The 17995-nt window shown below is 69.6% G+C and carries 13 protein-coding genes; 7 read left to right on the forward strand and 6 right to left on the reverse strand.

The window, feature by feature from the left end:
• Positions 1-232: 232 nt before the first annotated feature.
• On the forward strand, positions 233-1681 hold the full coding sequence (gene rox, locus SACMADRAFT_RS21000; RefSeq protein ID WP_009155857.1) for a rifampin monooxygenase: 1449 nt from the start codon (positions 233-235) through the stop codon (positions 1679-1681).
• Between the two features lie 32 nt (positions 1682-1713).
• On the opposite strand, the gene SACMADRAFT_RS21005 is transcribed toward rox, so the two are convergent.
• On the reverse strand, positions 1714-2214 hold the full coding sequence (locus tag SACMADRAFT_RS21005) for a hypothetical protein (RefSeq protein ID WP_198285883.1): 501 nt from the start codon (positions 2212-2214) through the stop codon (positions 1714-1716).
• 397 nt (positions 2215-2611) lie between these two features.
• Here SACMADRAFT_RS21005 and SACMADRAFT_RS21010 point away from each other — a divergent pair, with 397 nt between their 5' ends.
• The gene (locus SACMADRAFT_RS21010; protein WP_040926676.1) at positions 2612-3982 is read left to right on the forward strand and encodes a WS/DGAT/MGAT family O-acyltransferase; all 1371 of its coding nucleotides are present in this window, start codon (positions 2612-2614) and stop codon (positions 3980-3982) included.
• On the opposite strand, the gene SACMADRAFT_RS21015 is transcribed toward SACMADRAFT_RS21010, so the two are convergent.
• Both SACMADRAFT_RS21015 and SACMADRAFT_RS21020 read right to left on the reverse strand, forming a co-directional pair.
• Positions 3983-5392 (reverse strand): amidase, encoded by a 1410-nt coding sequence (locus SACMADRAFT_RS21015; protein ID WP_009155859.1) that lies wholly within the window; start codon positions 5390-5392, stop codon positions 3983-3985.
• Positions 5393-5472: 80 nt separating this feature from the next.
• Entirely contained in the window at positions 5473-6390 is a 918-nt protein-coding gene (locus SACMADRAFT_RS21020) for a D-2-hydroxyacid dehydrogenase (protein ID WP_408640358.1), read from the reverse strand.
• A gap of 154 nt (positions 6391-6544) precedes the next feature.
• Between SACMADRAFT_RS21020 and SACMADRAFT_RS21025 the strand changes: the two genes are divergently transcribed.
• The 3 genes from SACMADRAFT_RS21025 to SACMADRAFT_RS21035 all read left to right on the forward strand — a co-directional run bounded on the left by SACMADRAFT_RS21025 (position 6545) and on the right by SACMADRAFT_RS21035 (position 8801).
• Complete coding sequence (locus tag SACMADRAFT_RS21025; RefSeq protein WP_009155861.1) at positions 6545-7294, forward strand: maleate cis-trans isomerase family protein; 750 nt, start codon at positions 6545-6547, stop codon at positions 7292-7294.
• Positions 7295-7359: 65 nt separating this feature from the next.
• Positions 7360-8091, forward strand: coding sequence for a maleate cis-trans isomerase family protein (locus tag SACMADRAFT_RS21030; protein ID WP_009155862.1), 732 nt, complete (start codon positions 7360-7362; stop codon positions 8089-8091).
• Between the two features lie 2 nt (positions 8092-8093).
• Positions 8094-8801: a GntR family transcriptional regulator gene (locus tag SACMADRAFT_RS21035; RefSeq protein ID WP_009155863.1), complete on the forward strand. Its 708-nt coding sequence runs from the start codon at positions 8094-8096 to the stop codon at positions 8799-8801.
• Positions 8802-8808: 7 nt separating this feature from the next.
• On the opposite strand, the gene SACMADRAFT_RS21040 is transcribed toward SACMADRAFT_RS21035, so the two are convergent.
• From SACMADRAFT_RS21040 to SACMADRAFT_RS21050, 3 genes are all read right to left on the reverse strand, one after another.
• Positions 8809-13104 carry a cation-translocating P-type ATPase gene (locus tag SACMADRAFT_RS21040; protein WP_009155864.1) on the reverse strand — a complete coding sequence of 1432 codons (4296 nt, stop codon included), beginning with the start codon at positions 13102-13104 and terminating at the stop codon, positions 8809-8811.
• Positions 13105-13171: 67 nt separating this feature from the next.
• The gene (locus SACMADRAFT_RS21045) at positions 13172-14236 is read right to left on the reverse strand and encodes a tartrate dehydrogenase (RefSeq protein WP_009155865.1); all 1065 of its coding nucleotides are present in this window, start codon (positions 14234-14236) and stop codon (positions 13172-13174) included.
• Positions 14233-15696: an NAD-dependent succinate-semialdehyde dehydrogenase gene (locus SACMADRAFT_RS21050; RefSeq protein WP_009155866.1), complete on the reverse strand. Its 1464-nt coding sequence runs from the start codon at positions 15694-15696 to the stop codon at positions 14233-14235. Before SACMADRAFT_RS21050 ends, SACMADRAFT_RS21045 begins: the two co-directional genes overlap by 4 nt.
• Before the next feature lie 101 nt (positions 15697-15797).
• On the opposite strand from SACMADRAFT_RS21050, the gene SACMADRAFT_RS21055 reads away from it, so the two are divergent.
• Positions 15798-17051, forward strand: coding sequence for an aspartate aminotransferase family protein (locus tag SACMADRAFT_RS21055; protein WP_009155867.1), 1254 nt, complete (start codon positions 15798-15800; stop codon positions 17049-17051).
• Between the two features lie 47 nt (positions 17052-17098).
• Positions 17099-17596, forward strand: coding sequence for a DUF3830 family protein (locus SACMADRAFT_RS21060; protein WP_009155868.1), 498 nt, complete (start codon positions 17099-17101; stop codon positions 17594-17596).
• Positions 17597-17995 lie beyond the last annotated feature (399 nt).

The following is a 17995-nucleotide window of genomic DNA, read 5'->3' on the forward strand; positions in this document are numbered from 1 at the left end:
GGCTTGTTCGTCCACACCGGACCGCGAGAATTGGCGGGAGGATTCCTCCCACTTCCAACTTATAGCGCACCCCGGGGCTTGCGGCAAGCCCCGGGTGCCGCCTCAAAATGTTGCGAACGAAGCCAGGACCTGCGAAAACCAGGGACTCGCGAGCTACGGGTGCTCGCGGGTGCGTACCGCGAAACCGCGTGGAGCGACCGCTTCGATTCGAACCTCGATGAATGGGCGATTCATGTTTGACGTGATCATTGTCGGCGGCGGGCCGACCGGCTTGTTGCTGGCCTGCGAGTTGCGGCTGCACAAGCTGAACGTGCTCGTGGTGGAGCGGGACGCGGAGCCGACCGGAATCGTTCGCTCGCTCGGCCTGCACGTACGCAGCATCGAGGTGTTGGACCAGCGCGGGCTGCTGGATCGGTTTCTCGCCCACGGAAAGCAGTACCCGCTCGGCGGCCACTTCGCCGGTATCGGCAGGCCGTTGCCCGGCAAGCTGGACACCGCGCATTCGTACATCCTCGGCATCCCGCAGCCCGTCACGGACCGGCTGCTGGCCGAACGAGCCATCGAACTCGGCACCGACCTCCGGCGTGGCCACGAGCTGGTCGGGCTGCACCAGGACGAGCACGGGGTGACCGCCGAACTGGCCGCTGGCGAGGGCACGGAGCCCCACTCGATCCGCTCGCGCTATCTCGTGGGTTGCGACGGCGGCCGAAGCACGGTGCGCAAGTTGCTCGGCGTCGACTTTCCCGGCGAGCCCGCGGGCACCGAGTGGTTGCTCGGCGAGCTGGCGGTGACAGAGGACCCGGCGACGATCGCCACGGTCGTCGCCGAGGTCCGTAAGACCCGACTCGGGTTCGGCGCGGGCCCGCTGGAGGACCGGACCTACCGCATCGTCGTGCCCGCCGAGGGGGTCTCGGCGGATCACTCGGTCCCGCCGACCGTCGAAGAACTGAAACAGCGGCTGCGAGCGGTCGCGGGCACCGACTTCGGCGTGCACTCACCGCGCTGGCTCTCCCGGTTCGGCGACGCCACCCGGCTGGCGGAGCGTTACCGGGTGGGCAGGGTGCTGCTGGCGGGCGACGCTGCACACGTCCACCCGCCGCTGGGCGGGCAGGGACTGAACCTGGGCATCCAGGACGCGTTCAACCTCGGCTGGAAACTGGCTGCCGAGGTGGCGGGCTGGGCGCCCGAAGGGCTGCTGGACAGCTACCACACCGAACGGCACCCGGTGGCCGCCGACGTGCTCAACAACACGCGAGCCCAGTCCGAACTGATCTCCCTCGAACCCGGCCCACGGGCGGTGCGAAAGCTGCTCGAGGAACTGCTCGACTTCGAGGTCGTGAACCGGTATCTGATCGAGAAGATCACCGCGATCGGAATCCGCTACGACCTCGGCGAGGGACACGACCTGCTCGGCAGGCGGCTGCGGAACGTCAGGTTGAAGCGGGGACGGCTCTACGAGCGCATGCACGGTGGCCGCGGGCTGCTGCTCGATCAGACCGGCTGGCTCTCGGTCACGGGCTGGGCGGATCGGGTCGACCACGTCGTCGATGTCGCGGATGTGAGCGAGGAACTGGACGTGCCCGCGGTACTGCTGCGGCCGGACGGCCACGTGGCGTGGGTGGGACAGCAGCAACGGGAGCTGCTCGCCGCGCTGCCCGAATGGTTCGGAGTGCCGGCCTGAGTTCGTCGGACGTTCGCCGCACCGGTCACGGGTCAGCCTCGCGCGGACACCGGGACGCACGGCGAAAGCTGCGCGGACAGGGCTCGCAGGAAGTCCGGTGCGTCGAACAACGCACCGGCGGAGGCCACACCTGCGGTCCTCGTCCGGCCGGTGAGGATGCGGTCGGTGGCCTCCACCGCGAGCGGCGCGCTGGTGGCGTAGCTGTCGCGCCCGGCAACCAGCACCCGGCGGTTCGTCCGACCGGAGCGAACGACGACGTCGACGACGAACGCCTGCGCGGAGCGGCCGCGCTCGTCGACGGCGGCCGGTGCCGAGGGGGCGGGATCGACCAGGTCCGCGACCGCCTTGGCGCTCACGTAGGTGCGAACCTCCGGCACGGCCAGATGGCTGGGAACGGTGACGACATCGGCCATGGTGAACTCCCCGATGACGCGTTGGGCACCGAGTGGAGCCGGGAAGTCCCAGTCCGGAGTCGGCGAAGCGTCGTCGTGGTGCTCCAACCGGCCACCGGTGAAGCTGGACCCGGCGGCCACCGCGTCGCTGCGCCGAGACGGCTCCCGAGGCCAGCGTTCCCGCGGTGGGGTGCCAACTGCTCAGGCCATAGGCGATGTGCGCCTCGTCCGCCGCTGTCCACGCACCCATCGCGGTGGTGACAAGCAGATCACCGAGGCCACCGTAGAAGGCCATCGCCGGTACCACCGGCTTGCCCTCGGCGTGGGCACGCTGCCCGAAGTGTGCGAACGTGTCGAGGTTCGCCTCGACCGAAAGCTCGGCGTATCGCCGGACACCTACCGCCGCACGTTCCGGACATGAAGCAACGCGCCTCGACGATCACCGATTGGTCCAGCCGCAAAACCCGGACCAGTACGTAGACTCGCCTGTCCGGGGTGTGCGAGCACCGGTAGGACCGAGGTGCGAGGTGAGGCGCTGATGCCGATGATGCCGGTGACCGACTCGATGTTCTTGCTCATCGAAACCCGAGAGCATCCGATGCACGTCGGTGGGCTGCAACTGTTCACTCCGCCCGAGGGCGCTGGCCCGGACCACCTCAGAACGCTGCGGGAGGACCTACTGCGCAACACCGATGTGCGTCCGCTGTTTCGGCAGCGTCCCGCCCGACCGGTGAACACGATGGGCTACCTCGGCTGGGCCGAGGACGACGCCCTCGACCTCGACTACCACTTCCGCCACTCCGCGCTGCCGCGGCCGGGCCGCATCAGGGAACTGCTGGAACTCACCTCGCGCTGGCACAGCACGCTGCTGGACCGCCACCGGCCGCTGTGGGAGGTGCACCTGGTCGAGGGGCTCAACGACGGCCGGTTCGCGATGTACAGCAAGGTTCACCATGCCCTGCTCGACGGTGTCTCGGCGCTGCGGCACCTGCAGAGCATCCTCAGCGAGGATCCGGCCGAGTTGAGCTGCCCTCCGCCGTGGGGTTCGCGCAGGCCGCAGCCGGCGGGGCGCCGCGTGCCCACCAGCCGCTCGGCCCTGTTGCAGGGCACCACGAGGGTGGTGCGGCAGCTGGCAGGCATGGCCCCGGCCGCGGTGAAGATCGCGTCGGAGGCGTTGCGCGAGCAACGGCTCACCCTACCGCTGCAGGCACCGCGAACCATGCTGAACGTGCCGATCGGGGGTGCGCGACGATTCGCGGCCCAGTCGTGGCCGCTGGCGCGGGTGCGAGACATCGCCACCGCCTCCGGAGCCTCGAGAAACGACGTCATCCTCGCCATGTGCGCGGGCGCGCTGCGCGACTACCTGATCGAGCAACGCTCGCTTCCCGACTCGCCGCTGGTGGCGATGGTCCCGGTCTCGCTGCGCAGCCGTACCGACCACGGCGAGGCCCACGGCAACCAGGTCGGTGCGCTGCTGTGCGACCTCGGTACGAACCTGTCCGACCCCGCCGAACGGCTCGCCGTGATCTCGCGCTCCATGTCGGACGGTAAGCGGTTGTTCCGGCAACTGTCACCGCTGCAGATACTGCTGCTCTCGGCGATGAACGTGGCACCGCTGGCGGCCTCACCGGTGCCGGGGTTCGTCAACAACACCCCTCCGCCGTTCAACATCGTGATCTCCAACGTGCCGGGACCTTCCCGCCGGATGTACTGGAACGGTGCCGGTCTCGACGGGATCTATCCCGCCTCCGTCCTGCTGGACGGTCAGGCACTGAACATCACGCTCACCAACAACGGCGACAACCTCGACTTCGGCATCACCGGTTGCCGCCGCAGTGTCCCGCACCTGCAACGCCTGCTGATACACCTCGACACGGCGCTGGCCGAACTGGAGTCGGCGACGAGGTAGCTACCGTGGCGTGCCCGCGGCCCGGTCGGTCTGCCAGGGACGGATCTCCTCCACCAGTTTCGCCACTGCCAGCACCAGGTCGTCGGAGTGGCGGGGTCCCACGATCTGCAAGCCGACCGGCAGGCCGTGGGAGGTGAACCCGGCAGGCACCGTGATCGCGGGCTGCCCCGTCATGTTGAACGGGTAGGAGAACCGGGTCCACTGTGGCCAGGAGTCGAGACCGCTCCCCGGCGGCACGTCGTGGCCCGCCTCGAACGGCGAGATCGGCATGGTGGGGGTGAGCAGCACGTCGTAGCGCGTGTGGAACTCGCCCATGTGGATGCCGAGTGCCGCGCGCGCCGCGCTGGCCTCCAGGTAGTCGGACGCGGAGTAGGTGTGCCCCTGCTCCCACACCTTCCGCAGCCCGGGGTCCACCTGGTCGGCGCAGTCGGCGGGGAAGGTGTCGAGCCACTTCGCCGCACCCGTGGACCACAGCACCTGGAACGGCTCGACCGGGTCGGAGAACCCGGGATCGGCTTCCTCCACGGTGATGCCTGCCTCGCTGAGCGCCGCGACCACCGACACCACGAGTTCGGCGATCTCCGGCTCGACGTCGACGTAGCCCAGCGCCGGGGAGAAGGCCGCCCGCAGCCCGCGTACATCCCGGCGCACCGCCTCGCGGTAGGTGCCCAGTGGCGGCGGGAGCGCGCCGGGGTCCCTGTGGTCGGGGGCGGCCAGCACGTCCAGCAGCAGCGCCACGTCGTCGACCGACCTGGCCATCGGCCCCGCGTGCGCGAGCGGGCCGAACGGGCTCGCCGGGTAGAGCGGGATACGGCCGCCGGTCGGCTTGAACCCCACGATGCCGCAGAACGACGCCGGTATCCGCACCGATCCACCGCCGTCCGTGCCGACGGAGAGATCACCCATGCCGGTGGCGACCGCGACCGCGCTGCCGCCGCTGGAGCCGCCGGGGGTGAGTGCGGGGTTCCAGGGGTTGCGGGTGATGCCGTCGAGCGGGCTGTCGGTGACCGCCTTCCAGCCGAGTTCCGGCGTCGTGGTCTTGCCGAGCAGCACAAGGCCGTTCTCGCGCATCCTCGCTGTGACGGGGCTGTCGACCTGCCACGGCTGGTCCCGTTCGATGCACAGCGATCCCCGCAGCGTCGGCCACCCCTGGGTGAGGAACATGTCCTTGATCGACGCGGGCACCCCGTCGAGCCAGCCGATCGGATTACCTTCCCGCCAGCGTTCCTCCGAGCCGCGGGCCTGATCCAGCGCGGCTTCGGGGTCCACCAGCGTGAAGGCGTTGTAGTCGGTGTCCCGTTCCCGGATGGCTTCCAGCGCGCTGTGCGTGGCCTCGACCGGCGACAGCTCGCCCGACGAGTAGGCGGCGACGAGTTCGCTCGCTGTCAGCAGGGTTGGGGTGCTCGGCATTGTTCTCCTCGGTGCGTCGTTCGGCGAGCGCGCTGCGTGCGGTGTCGTGGGCGTGGGCTAGATCATTTACAGGACACGCCCTAGGCGTTCGAGGGCACGTAGCCTAGGCGTTTGTCCACGACGTTGCGCAGCGGGCGGCCCTCTCGCCACCGCAGGAAATTGTCGACGAACACCTCGACCAGCGCATTGCGCCAGCCCACGAAGTCTCCCGACATGTGCGCCGACACCAGCACGTTCTCCATTGTCCATAGCGGACTGCTCTGCGGCAGCGGTTCGGTCTCGAACACGTCGAGCGCCGCGCCCGCGAGTTGCCCGCAACGCAGGGCCTCCACCAGGTCCTGCGTGACCACCAACTCGCCCCTGCCCACGTTGATCAGGCGGGCTCCCTGCTTCATCGCGGCGAACGCTTCGGCGTCGAACATGCCCTTCGTCTGCTCGGTGAGTGGTGCTACGGCGACCACGAAGTCGGCGTCGCGCAGGTGCCGCGTCAGCTGCGAGGAGGCGTGCACGGTGCCGAAGTCGGGGTCGCCTTCGCGCGCGGTGCGGCCCGCGCCGCTGACCCGCAGCCCCGCGGCCCGTAGCAGTCGCGCGATCGACCTTCCGATCGGCCCGGTGCCCACCACCAGCGCCGACCTGCCGCAGATCCGCTCGGTCTCCCTGTGCAGCCAGGTGCGCTCGTCCTGCAACCGGATCGAGCGGGCGAGGTCCTTGGCGAAGGCCAGCACCACCGCGAGGACGTATTCGGCGATCGAGTCGTCGAACACTCCCCGGGAATTGGTCAGCACGACGTCGCTGTCCCGCAGCGCGGGGAACATCACCGGGTCCACGCCCGCGCTGGCGATGTGCAGCCAGCGCAACCGGTCGGCGGCGGGCCACGCGTCGGGCACGGCTGTGGAGAGGAAGTCGTAGACGAACAGGACGTCTGCCCCGCGCAGTGCGTCGGCAAGCCCGTCCGCCCGGGTGTAACGGACCGTCGCCACCTTTTCGATGGGGTCCATGTCCGGGGGGTGCTTTTCGCCACACAACACGGCGAGCACCGGGTTATCCGTGCCGACCACGTTGACACGGTATGAGGCAGTCGTATGATTGTCAACAATCCGAGGAGTCACCCCGGAGGCACTCTGCTGCACACAAGCCGTCGGAGGTCGAGCCTTGGATTTCGCCGCTTTGGATTCCCTCGAGTTCGAGGGCCCGCTGGCGCAGCGGGGTATCGGCATCATCGCACCGTTCGACATGGCACTCGAACGGGAGCTGTGGCGCTGGGTGCCGATGGAGGTGTCGCTGCATCTGGCTCGCACGCCCTACGAACCGGTTCCGGTGTGCATGCAGATGGCGCACCTGGTGAGCAACTCCCAGCACCTCACGGCCGCGACCAGGGACGTGCTGCACGTCGAGCCCGAGGTCGTCGCCTACCTGTGCACCTCGGGCAGTTTCGTCAACGGCGTCGACGGCGAGCGCTCGATGCGCAAGGTCATCTGTGACGCGGGCGCGCCCGATTCGGTGACCACGTCGGGCGCACTGGCCGAGGTGTTCGAGCAGCTCAACATCAGCCGCGTCTCGATACTCACGCCCTACGTGGAGGACCTGACGCTGAAGCTGCACGAGTACCTCGACGAGCTCGGGGTCAAGACGATGTCGAGCGATCACCTCGGCCTCGGCGGCGGTATCTGGAAGGTGAGTTACCGCACCATCGCCGAGCGCATTCTCGCCGCCGACCACAAGGACGCGGAGGCGATCTTCGTCAGCTGCACCAACCTGCCGACCTACGACGTCATCGAACCGCTGGAGCGGGCGCTGGGCAAACCGGTGCTCACCGCCAACCAGCTGACGATGTGGGCCAGCCTCAGACGCATGAACCTACCCGTGGTCGGGCCGGGCAAGTGGTTGAGAGAGGTCAGCTGACCGACAACTTGACCAAGAGCACGAGGATTGTCGACAATCCTACGAAAGCCATTCGGAGGTGTCCGTTGCCCGACTCCCGCGCGATCGGTTTCATCTATCCCGACCACGCCGCCGAGGACGACTACCCGCTCGCCGAGCGCATGCTCGGCGACGGTACCCGGCTCGCCGTCGAGCACATCTACGGCACCGACCTGCACGCCGTCGAGGAGTTGCTCGACCTCGGCAGCCCGAAACGACTCACCCAGGGCGCCCAGCTGCTGTCACGGCACCGCCCCTCGGCGGTGGTGTGGGCGTGCACCAGCGGCAGTTTCGTCTACGGCTGGGAAGGAGCGCAGGAGCAGGTCGCGTCGCTGTCCGAAGCGGCGGGCGGGTTGCCCGCATCGAGCACGTCGTTCGCGTTCGTGCACGCCGCCAGGGCGCTGGGGCTTCGGCGCGTCGCCGTGGCGGCGAGTTACCCCGACGACGTGGCCAAGCTGTTCGTGGAGTTCCTCGCCGCAGGCGGGGTCGACGTCGTCGGCATGTCCAGCGCCGACATCGACACCGCGGCGGAGGTGGGCAGGTTGTCACCGCAGGAGGTTGTCGAACTGGTGGCCCAACGCGACCGGGCAGACGCCGACGCGCTGCTCGTGCCCGACACCGCGATGCGTACCGTCGCACTGGTCGAGGCCATCGAGCAGCGGCTGAGCAAACCCGTGCTGACGGCCAACCAGGTCACCGTGTGGGAAGGGCTGCGCCTGACGGGTGCGGCCCGTGACGTCGCGGGACTTGGCGCGCTGTTCAACGGAAAGGTTGCCTGAGCATGCTGGCCGACATCGAACCGGTTCACAGGGAGTCGACAGCGTCGATCATCGCGCGCCAGCTGCGGGACGCGATCATGAACGGCTCGCTGCCACCCGGCACCCAACTCGGGGAGACCGACCTCGCGGCGCGCTTCGAGGTCTCCCGCGGCCCGCTGCGGGAGGCGATGCAGCGACTGGTCTCCGAGGGCCTGCTGCGTAGCGAACGGCACAGGGGCCTGTTCGTCATCGAGCTTGAACCCGGCGACGTGCACGACATCTACGGTGCTCGCTGGGCCGTCGAGCGTGCTGCTGCGATCCAGGTGGTGCGCGGCAACGAGACGAGCCGGATCGCGGCGCAGCTCGCCGACGCCGTGCAGGCGATGGCGCAGGCAGAGCAGCAGGACGACCCCGCCGCACTGGCCGAGGCCGACCTCACCTTCCACGAGACACTGATCGAGGCCTCCGGCAGCAGGCGGCTCGTTCGCATGGCCCGGACCCTGCTGATCGAGACGCGGATGTGCCTCTCGGCGCTGCAGAACACCTACCGCAAGAACTACCAGGGGGTCGACGAGCGCATCGCCGAGCACAACCGCATCATCGAGGCGCTGCGCGACCGCGACGAGAAGCTCGTGCTGGAGCTGCTGGAGGCGCACATGGAGGACGCCGTGCGCAGGCTGGCCCCGGGCACCACCCTGACCTCCGGTTCCGCCGAGCGCGAACGGGACTGAGCCGGGTTCAGCGGCGGCCGGTGCCCGCCACCGCCACGGCGAGCGTGTTCGCGGCCGCCGCGCTGCCGAGCGCGATCCCCCAGCCGACCGGGCCCAGCGGCGTACAGCCGAAGAAGTGACTCAACCCAGGGGCCTGGATCACCGAGGCCAGCACCGCGGCCGAGCCGACGCCACTGCCGAGCACCGCGCGACTGCTGCCGCCCATCAGCAGAGTCTGCCCCAACTGCGTACCGACGAGTGCGGCCAGCGCCACCGTCCCCGCCCTGCGCCGCCTGCCGGTCAACCTGGCAAGGGTCCACGCCGCCGTCGCACCGAGCATGGTGGTGCCCGCGCGCAGGCCGATCTCGTTGTACAGCGGCCTGCCCAGCGACCGCTCGGGCCCTTCCTGCAGCAACTCCTCCACCGTGGTGCCGTCCGGGCCGCGCAGCGCGATCGCCATCGCAGGCGCCAGGTCGGTCAGCAGGTTCACCAGCAGCAGTTGTCGCGCACCCAGTGGTGAGCGGCCGGTGAGCGCGGCACCGAGCACGCTGAACCCCGACTCACCCAGGTTGCCGCCGAGCAGCACGCCCAGCGCAGCACGAACCGACGCCCACATCGCCCTGCCCTCGACCAGGGCGGCGCTGATGGTCTCCAGCCGGTCGTCGGTCAGCACCAGGTCGGCCGCCGCTCTCGCGGCAGGCGTGCCGTGTTCTCCCAGCGCGATACCGACATCGGCGAGGCGGATCGCGGGCGCGTCGTTGGCTCCGTCGCCCGTCATCGCGACGGTCCTGCCGAGCGCCTGGTAGGCCTTGATGATCCGGACCTTCTGCGAGGGGCTGCATCTGGCGATCACATCCACTCCCGAAAGCCGCTCGCGCAGTTCCTCGTCGTCGAGTTCGTCGAGTTCGGCGCCCGTCACGATGTCCAGCTCGGCATCGGGGCCAGCGATCTCCGAGGCGATCGCCTGCGCCGTGACGGGATGATCCCCGGTGATCATCACGGTCCGTACCCCGGCCTCGCGAAGCTGCGCTGCGGCAGGTCCCGCGCTGCGGCGAACCGGGTCGGCGATGGCGAGAAAGCCGCGGAAGCGCAGGTCGAGCACGCTCTCCTCGCTGTCCACCCTGCCCGCGTCCACCGGCCGTTCCGCGACGGCCAACACCCGGTGCCCCTCGCCCGCGAGCTCCCGCATGCGCTGCTCCAACCTGCCGCGCTCGGCTTGTTCGAGCGCGCATCGCGGCAACACCTCCTCGGCCGCGCCCTTCACGCTCAACAGCAGCCCGTCGCCGGTGCGCCCGACCGAGGCGTGGTAGCCGCGCGAGGGTTCGAACGGCGCCGTGGACACCGGTTTCCAGCCTGCCGCGCCCGCCACCACGCTCACCCGCAACCGTTTGCCCGCTTTCGCGACCGCCCGGTCGGTCGCGTGCGGCAGGTCCTCGGGCCGCCTGGAGTTCGGGGTGGCGCGCAGCGCGGCGGCCACCACCGACCGCAGCGAACGGGGGAGGTCCTGCTCATCGAGCCTGCCCCTGGTCCGGCCGTCGTCGACCTCGCTGACACTGAGCGTGCCCTCGGTGAGCGTGCCGGTCTTGTCGAAACACAGCACGTCCACCCTGCCGAGCGCCTCGACGCTGCGCGGGTTGCGTACCAGGGCCCCGCGCTCCGCCAGCCGTCGCGCGGCGGCCAACTGCGCGGCGTTGACAAGAAACGGCAGGCCTTCCGGCACCGAGGCGACGGCCAGGTTCACCGCGGAGCTGAGGCTCTCGCGTATCGGTACGCGGCGCAGCAGCCCTGCGCCCACCACCGCGGCGGCCGACCCCGCGGCCAGCGGCATGCTCTTCTCGGTGAGCTCGGCCAGCCTCGACTCCACCCCGGTGGTCGGCGCACCCTGGCGCGCGATGGTCATGCTGCGGCCTGCCTCGGTGTCGTTCCCGACGGCGACAACCACCGCCGAGCCGGTTCCCGCCGCCACGGTGGTGCCCTCGTAGACCATCGACGTCCGCTCCGCCACGTTGCCCGCGACCACGGGCGTGGGGTCCTTGGCCACCGGCAGCGACTCGCCGGTGAGCGAGGACTCGTCGACCTCGAGGCCGTCCGCGTCCAGCAGCCGGCAGTCCGCGGGTACGACATCTCCGGCGGAAAGTTCGACGACATCGCCGCGAACCAGGTCGTCGGCGACGATCACTCGCCGCTCACCGTCACGCACCACCTTCGCGCTGACCGACGACCGGCTGAGCAGGTCGGCCAGTTCCCGCTCGGTTCGTACCTGCTGCACGCTGCCGACCAGCGCGGAAAGGCCCGCCACACCCGCGACGAGTGCGGCGTCGACCGGCGAGCCCACCGCGGCCGACAGCGCGGCACCTCCTGCCAGCACCGGGGTGAGCGGGTTGGCCAGCTCGCTGAGGAAAGCGCTGCCGAGACTGACGCCGTCAGCTCCGCCGACACCGCCCGGGATGGCTCTCCTCCTTACCTCCTGGTCGGTGAGCCCGGTTTCGGCTGAACCCAGCCGGTCGAGCACAGTACGTTTCGGCATCAGGTGCCACGGGGTTTCCGCCCTGGTGGCGGCCGGGTCAGGCAACCGCAGCGCCCGTGCCCGCCTTCTCCCGTTGAACAACGCCACCGCCGCGCCCGCGTTGACCGCGTGCATCCCCCTGCTGGTCGGGTTGCTCCTGCCACCGCGCAAGGCGGCCACGGTGCCGACACCGGTGGCCGCCTGCGCGATGCGCACGCTCTGCGCGTTCACACCGCGCAACACCACCACCGACTCCACCAGCAGAGCGGCGGCACCCAGATCGGTGCCGACGAGTACGTGCGCTCCCCACGGCGGTGCATGCCCGTTCCGGTGGACACCGATGCCGCAGTCGGCGGCGCCCAGTGCCTGCCGGTCGGACGACACCAGCAGCACCCCCCTGCCCTCACGCTGCAGTTCGCGCACACTCGCCGCCGGGTCCGAGGTCTCGAACATGGCAAGCCCTGCCTCGTCCACGGCGGCGGTGAGGGTGTCCAGTCCGGCCAGTGGCTCCCTCGAAGCGCCGAGCACGGCCTCCAACCGACCGTCGCGGGCGAGGCCGAGTACGGCATGGGCACCTCGCTTCTCCACGCTCGCCCGTTCCTGCCTGCCGTCCGAACCGAAGAAGGTCTTCCCGTCGAGCGGCCCGAGCCACCAGTCGCCTTCGGTGCGGGTCCGCCGAGGGTCGGCGGGGTCGAACAGCCGCCAGGCGACCTCGGCCACCGCGTGCGAGTCGCTTCCCGGCAGCGCCACGAGATCGTCGAGGGTGTAGCGACCGGTCTCCAGCGCGGGGCGATCTAGTACGACGGCGTCCATGCGATCCATGACGCGCAGCACGCCGCGCTCCATCACCACGACTCCCCTGCGTGCCAGCGCACTGCCGAGGTGGCTGGCGAACGCGGTACGGCCCGCCTCGGCCGCCTTCGGCATCGTGCACAGGCCCAGCGCCAGGGCTCTGCGCGGTCCCGTGAACGGCGCCGCGGCGGCACCGGCGGCCGCGCCGAGACCGAGCACCCTTCGTTGGTAGCGCTCCACCGGCCCCTCCGGCAGCGGCGTCGGCCGTCGCGCGGGTGCCGGGTCGGCCGCGGCCGCTTCGGGGCCGGTGACCAGCCTGCTCTCCAACCCGCACCAGGCACGTTCATGAGCGCGTGCCTCGGTCCACTGCCCGGTGCGCTGCACGATGTCGAGCATCGCGCCCTCGCCGCCCGCGGCCAGCCCCTGGGCGACGGCGCCGATCATGGAGGTCAGCGAGTCCGACTTCGCGTGGCTGTGCGCCTTCCTCGCGGCGAACTCCTTCAACCGGGGGTGGTGGTCGACAAGTCCGGGCAGTGCGGCCAGTTCGGCGGGAATGGGCGTCCACGGCGCGATACGGGTGAGCAGCGACATACCGAGCCCGATGAGGTCGGCGGCCAGCGTGGGCAGCAACCGGGTGCCCTCCGGCCCGTCGGCGGGATGCAGCAACTCGTCCTCGGCCGCCTCCTCGTCGGGGTCCGCGGGTTGCGCCTCGGCGCGTTCGACGATCGCCGTCAGCTCGTCTGTCCTCGGTGGAGGTTGGCAGACGGCGATGATCACGCGGGAGGAAGGCGCGTTGACACGGGCCCATTCCACGCGGCTGTCGCGTTCGAGTTCTCGCTCGATGCGTCGCGCCACGCGTTCGCCGCCCTCGCCGTGCACGCCGTGCACCTCGAGGTAGACCCGGCCGGGGCAGGACCAGACGTGCCGCCTCGGCCGGGTCAGCAGGTTCGTGACACCGCGCGCGGTGCCGATAGCTGTCCCGACAACGGTAAAGGGGTCCGGTATACCTACGCCGAGCACTTTCATGGGCTGTGGGTGCCCAATTCGGCAGGTCCCACACCCCCCGCCCGCCGCCAGGGGACCGGGTTGTGGATCAGTGGGACTTCACGGCCCGCGCGATCGCCGAGCCGAGTTCCTCCGTGGTCGCCTTGCCACCCAGATCGGGCGTGGCGACCGCGCCCTCGGCGAGTACCCGCTCCACCGCCGACCGCACGGCGAGCGCCGCGTCGTACTCTCCCAACTGCTCCAGCATCATCGCACCCGCGAGTACCTGCGCGACCGGGTTGGCGATGCCCTGCCCCGCGATGTCGGGCGCACTGCCGTGCACGGCTTCGAACATGGACGGGTGTGTCCGTTCCGGGTTGATGTTGCCCGACGGCGCCATACCGAGCCCGCCGGTCACCGCCGCCGCGAGATCGCTGAGGATGTCCCCGAACAGGTTCGACGCCACGACCACGTCGAGGCGGTCGGGCTGCTGCACCATGCGGGCCGCCAGCGCGTCGATGTGGCACTGTTCGGAAGCCACGTCGGGGTACTCGGTAGCCACCTCGGCGAAGATCTCGTCCCAGAACGGCATCGTGTGGATGATCCCGTTCGACTTCGTCGCGGAGCACACCCGGCGACCTCGGGTGCGGGCGAGTTCGAAGGCGTACCGGACGATGCGCTCCACCCCGACGCGGGTGAACACCGACTCCTGCAACGCGAACTCGTCGGGCATGCCCTGGTTGTGCCTGCCGCCGAGGGTGGAGTACTCGCCTTCGGAGTTCTCCCTGACGATCACCATGTCCAGTTCGTCGCCGGTGCGTCCGGCGAGCACGGAGGTGGTACCGGGCAGCAGGCGCACCGGCCGCAGATTGACGTACTGCCCGAACGCCCTTCTCAGCGGGATGAGCAGGCCCCACAGCGAGACGTGGTCGGCAACACCGGGAAACCCGACGGCTCCGAGCAGGATCGAGTCGAATGAGGACAGCCGATGTACACCGTCTTGCGGCATCATGGCGCCGGTTTCGGCGTAACGCTTGCAGCTGTAGTCGAACTCGGTCCACTTCAGCTGGAAACCGTGTTCGGCGGCGGCGGTGTCGAGCACCTCGCGCGCCTGCGCGGTGACATCGACGCCGATACCGTCGCCGGGGATGGCGGCGATCTCGTACGCCGTCACAGGTTCACCGCGATGTACTTGGTCTCCAGGAACTCCTCGATTCCGACGGTGCCGCCCTCCCGGCCCAGGCCGGACTGCTTCACCCCACCGAACGGGGCGGCCGGGTTGGACACGATGCCCTGGTTCAGCCCGACCATGCCGGTCTCGATCCGCTCGCAGACCCGCAGCGCTCGCTTGAGGTCGTTGGTGTAGACGTAGCCGACCAGCCCGTACTCGGTGTTGTTGGCGGCTGCCAGCGCCTCCTCCTCGGTGTCGAACACCGAGATGGGGGCGACGGGACCGAAGATCTCCTCGTCGGCCATGCGCGCATCGGCCGGTACTCCGGTGAGGACGGTCGGCCGGTAGAAGTTGCCCGGTCCATCCACAGTGGAGCCGCCGGTGAGCACCTCGGCGCCCCGGCTCGCGGCGTCGCTGACGAGGCTGCTGACCTTGTCCACCGCGGCCTGATCGATCAGCGGGCCGACGACGACACCGTCCTCGGTTCCCCTGCCGATGGGCAGCGCGGACATCCGCTCGGTGAGCCTTCGCGCGAACTCGTCGGCGACCCCGCGCTGCACGTAGAAGCGGTTGGCGGCCGTGCACGCCTCTCCGATGTTGCGCATCTTCGCCTGCATCGCGCCGTCGACGGCGGCGTCGATGTCGGCGTCGTCGAACACCAGGAAGGGCGCGTTGCCGCCGAGCTCCATCGAGGTGCGCAGCACCTTGTCCGAGCACTGCTCGAGCAGCTTGCGGCCGACCGCGGTGGAACCGGTGAACGACAGCTTGCGTGCCCGCCCGTCCCTGATCAACGGCTCCATCACCGCACCGGAGCTGGTGGTGGTGAGCACGTTGAGCACGCCTTCGGGCAGCCCGGCCTCCACCATGATCTGCGCGAGCGCGAGCATCGAAAGCGGCGTCTGGGCGGCGGGCTTGATCACCATGGTGCAGCCTGCGGCGACGGCGGGTCCGATCTTGCGCGTTCCCATCGCCATGGGGAAGTTCCACGGTGTGATCAGCAGCGAAGGCCCGACCGGCTGCTTGGCGACGAGGAACCGCCCGCTGCCGTTGGGCGCGACGGCGTATCCGCCGTCGATGCGCACCGCCTCCTCCGCGAACCAGCGGAAGAACTCCGCCGCATAGGCGATCTCGCCACGCGCCTCGGCGAGCGGCTTGCCCATCTCCAGCGTCATGAGCAGCGCCAGTTCTTCCTGCCGCGCCATGAGTGCCTCGAAGGAGGCGCGCAGGATCTCGCCCCGCTCGCGCGGCGGGTGGGCGGCCCAGTCCGCCTGCGCCGCGACAGCGGCGTCGAGCGCGGCCATGCCGTCCTCCGGCGCGGCATCAGCCACCTCGCACAGCACCTCGCCGGTGGCTGGGTCATGCACGGGGAAGGTCCTGCCGCCCGCGGCCGGTGTCCACTTGCCGCCGATGAACAACTCCTTGGCGACCGCGTTCACCACGCCGGTCTCACTGACGGTGCTCATGCGTTGCTCCCTGCGAGTTGAGGTGTTTGCGCCGCTGCCGGTGCCATGCTACGAATATTGTCAACAATCTACAACCTCGCCGCGCTAAGGAGCACGTCGTCATGGCCCAGCTCTCCCCCATCCTCAAGCAGGCCACTCCCGTCGTCGTCGAACACGGCGAGGGCGCGTACCTGTTCGACACCGACGGCCGTCGCCACCTCGACTTCACCGCCGGTATCGGGGTGACGAGCACCGGCCACTGCCACCCACGGGTCGTGCGGGCCGCACAGGAGCAGGTCGGCAAGCTCATCCACGGCCAGTACACCACCGTGATGCACCGGCCGCTGCTCGAACTGACGCAGCGCCTCGGCGAGGTTCTGCCACGGGGACTGGACTCGCTGTTCTTCGCCAACTCCGGCAGTGAGGCGGTGGAGGCGGCGCTGCGGCTGACCCGGCAGGCCACAGGCAGGCCGAACATCGTGGTGTTCCAGGGTGGTTTTCACGGCCGCACCGTCGCCGCCGCCTCGATGACCACGTCCGGCACCCGGTTCGGCGCGGGGTTCTCCCCCCTGATGTCCGGCGTGCACGTCGCCCCCTTCCCCTACGCCTACCACTACGGCTGGGACGAGAAGACCGCCACCGACTTCGCGCTGCGTGAACTGGACTACCTGTTCGCGACGCAGACCTCTCCCAAGGAGACGGCCGCGTTCTTCGTGGAACCGATGCTCGGCGAGGGTGGCTACGTGCCTGCCAACACCGAGTTCCTCGCCGGACTGCGGCAGCGAGCCGACGAGCACGGCATCCTGCTGGTGCTCGACGAGATCCAGACGGGGTTCGGGCGCACCGGCCGATTCTGGGGCCACCAGCACTTCGACGTACGTCCCGATGTCGTGCTGATCGCCAAGGGACTGGCCAGCGGTTTCCCGCTTTCGGGCATCGCGGCCTCCGAGGAACTGATGGGCAAGGCGTGGCCGGGTTCGCAGGGCGGCACCTACGGCGGCAACGCCGTCGCCTGCGCCGCCGCGCTGGCGACACTCGACGTGATCCAGGAGGAGCGGCTCGTCGACAACGCCGCCGAGCGAGGCCGGCAGTTGCTGGAGGGTGCCCGCGCGATCGCGGGTAAGACGCAGGCGATCGGTGACGTGCGCGGGCTCGGGCTGCTGGTCGGTTCGGAGTTCACCACGGCCGACGGCAAGCCGGACAACGCGACCGCTCAGGCCGCGCAGAAGGCGGCGGCCGAGCGAGGCCTGCTGCTGCTGACCTGCGGCGCGTTCATGAACGTCGTACGCATGATCCCGCCGCTCGTGGTCACCTCGGAGCAGATCGAGCAGGCCCTGGAGATCTGGACCGACGTGGTCACCTCCGTCAGCAAGTAGCCATCGAACAGCGTAGTCACCCCCACAGCGGCGAACCAGGAGCGAACATGGCCCGCTACATCACGATCTCACTGGACAAGCGTGGCGTCTCCTGCCGGGCGCGACTGCTGGAGGACGAGGCGCCCCGCACCTGTAGGGCGGTGTGGGACGCGCTGCCGCAGAGCGGGTCCGCCTACCACGCCAAGTACGCCCGCAACGAGGTGTACACCCTGCTGCGGCCGTTCGCCGACCCGCAACCGGGCAGGGAGAACCCCACCGTGACTCCCATCCCCGGCGATGTCGTGTACTTCGGCTTCGAGGCATGGGAGATCGGCAATCCTGCGTACGGCTACGAGGAAGGCAGCGCCGCACACGGTGAGCAGGGCGCGACCGACCTCGCGATCTTCTACGGCCGCAACAACCTGTTGATCAATGGCGACGCGGGCTGGGTGCCGGGCAACGTGTTCGCCACGATCGTCGAGGGCCTTCCCGAGATGGCCGAGGCCGCGCAGGACCTGTGGCTGCGGGGGGTGGAGGGCGAGACGCTGACCTTCGCCCGCGCCTGACACCGCGGTCCGTCGTCACCCGGACAGGTGAACCTTTCAAGATCACGAATCGTCGCCCGGCAGTCACCTGATCGGGCAACAAGGGGGCCACTCCGCAGGCGCGAACCGACCCGTGACCGCCCGCACTTCGCGAGCGGTCACGGGTGGTTACACCCCCACGAAAAGCTGGCCCCCGTGAGAAACCCGAAAGCCGTACGTGTTTATTCTGAGGGGATTTCACATCGACTTCGATCCACAGTGGACTGATCTTTGACAGCGCGGTGACACGGTGCCAACCTGGCGTCGCTTTCGAAGGCAATGCGCGCGCAGATTCCTTTTACCGTGCAAGTCATTTCTGTGAAGGAGACCTCGATGCAGTTCGTCGCCATGCACGCGACCTACGGTGGAGACCTCATCTCC

The organism is Saccharomonospora marina XMU15, assembly GCF_000244955.1.
In the GTDB taxonomy this organism is placed as follows: domain Bacteria; phylum Actinomycetota; class Actinomycetes; order Mycobacteriales; family Pseudonocardiaceae; genus Saccharomonospora_A; species Saccharomonospora_A marina.

Bases quoted from the DNA above. Each gene is read 5' to 3' on its own strand.
- rox (WP_009155857.1), top strand. From the start codon at position 233: ATGTTTGACGTGATCATTGTCGGCGGCGGGCCGACCGGCTTGTTGCTG.
- SACMADRAFT_RS21010 (WP_040926676.1), top strand. From the start codon at position 2,612: ATGCCGATGATGCCGGTGACCGACTCGATGTTCTTGCTCATCGAAACC.
- SACMADRAFT_RS21015 (WP_009155859.1), bottom strand. From the start codon at position 5,392: ATGCCGAGCACCCCAACCCTGCTGACAGCGAGCGAACTCGTCGCCGCC.
- SACMADRAFT_RS21020 (WP_408640358.1), bottom strand. From the start codon at position 6,390: ATGGACCCCATCGAAAAGGTGGCGACGGTCCGTTACACCCGGGCGGAC.
- SACMADRAFT_RS21035 (WP_009155863.1), top strand. From the start codon at position 8,094: ATGCTGGCCGACATCGAACCGGTTCACAGGGAGTCGACAGCGTCGATC.
- SACMADRAFT_RS21040 (WP_009155864.1), bottom strand. From the start codon at position 13,104: ATGAAAGTGCTCGGCGTAGGTATACCGGACCCCTTTACCGTTGTCGGG.
- SACMADRAFT_RS21050 (WP_009155866.1), bottom strand. From the start codon at position 15,696: ATGAGCACCGTCAGTGAGACCGGCGTGGTGAACGCGGTCGCCAAGGAG.
- SACMADRAFT_RS21055 (WP_009155867.1), top strand. From the start codon at position 15,798: ATGGCCCAGCTCTCCCCCATCCTCAAGCAGGCCACTCCCGTCGTCGTC.
- SACMADRAFT_RS21060 (WP_009155868.1), top strand. From the start codon at position 17,099: ATGGCCCGCTACATCACGATCTCACTGGACAAGCGTGGCGTCTCCTGC.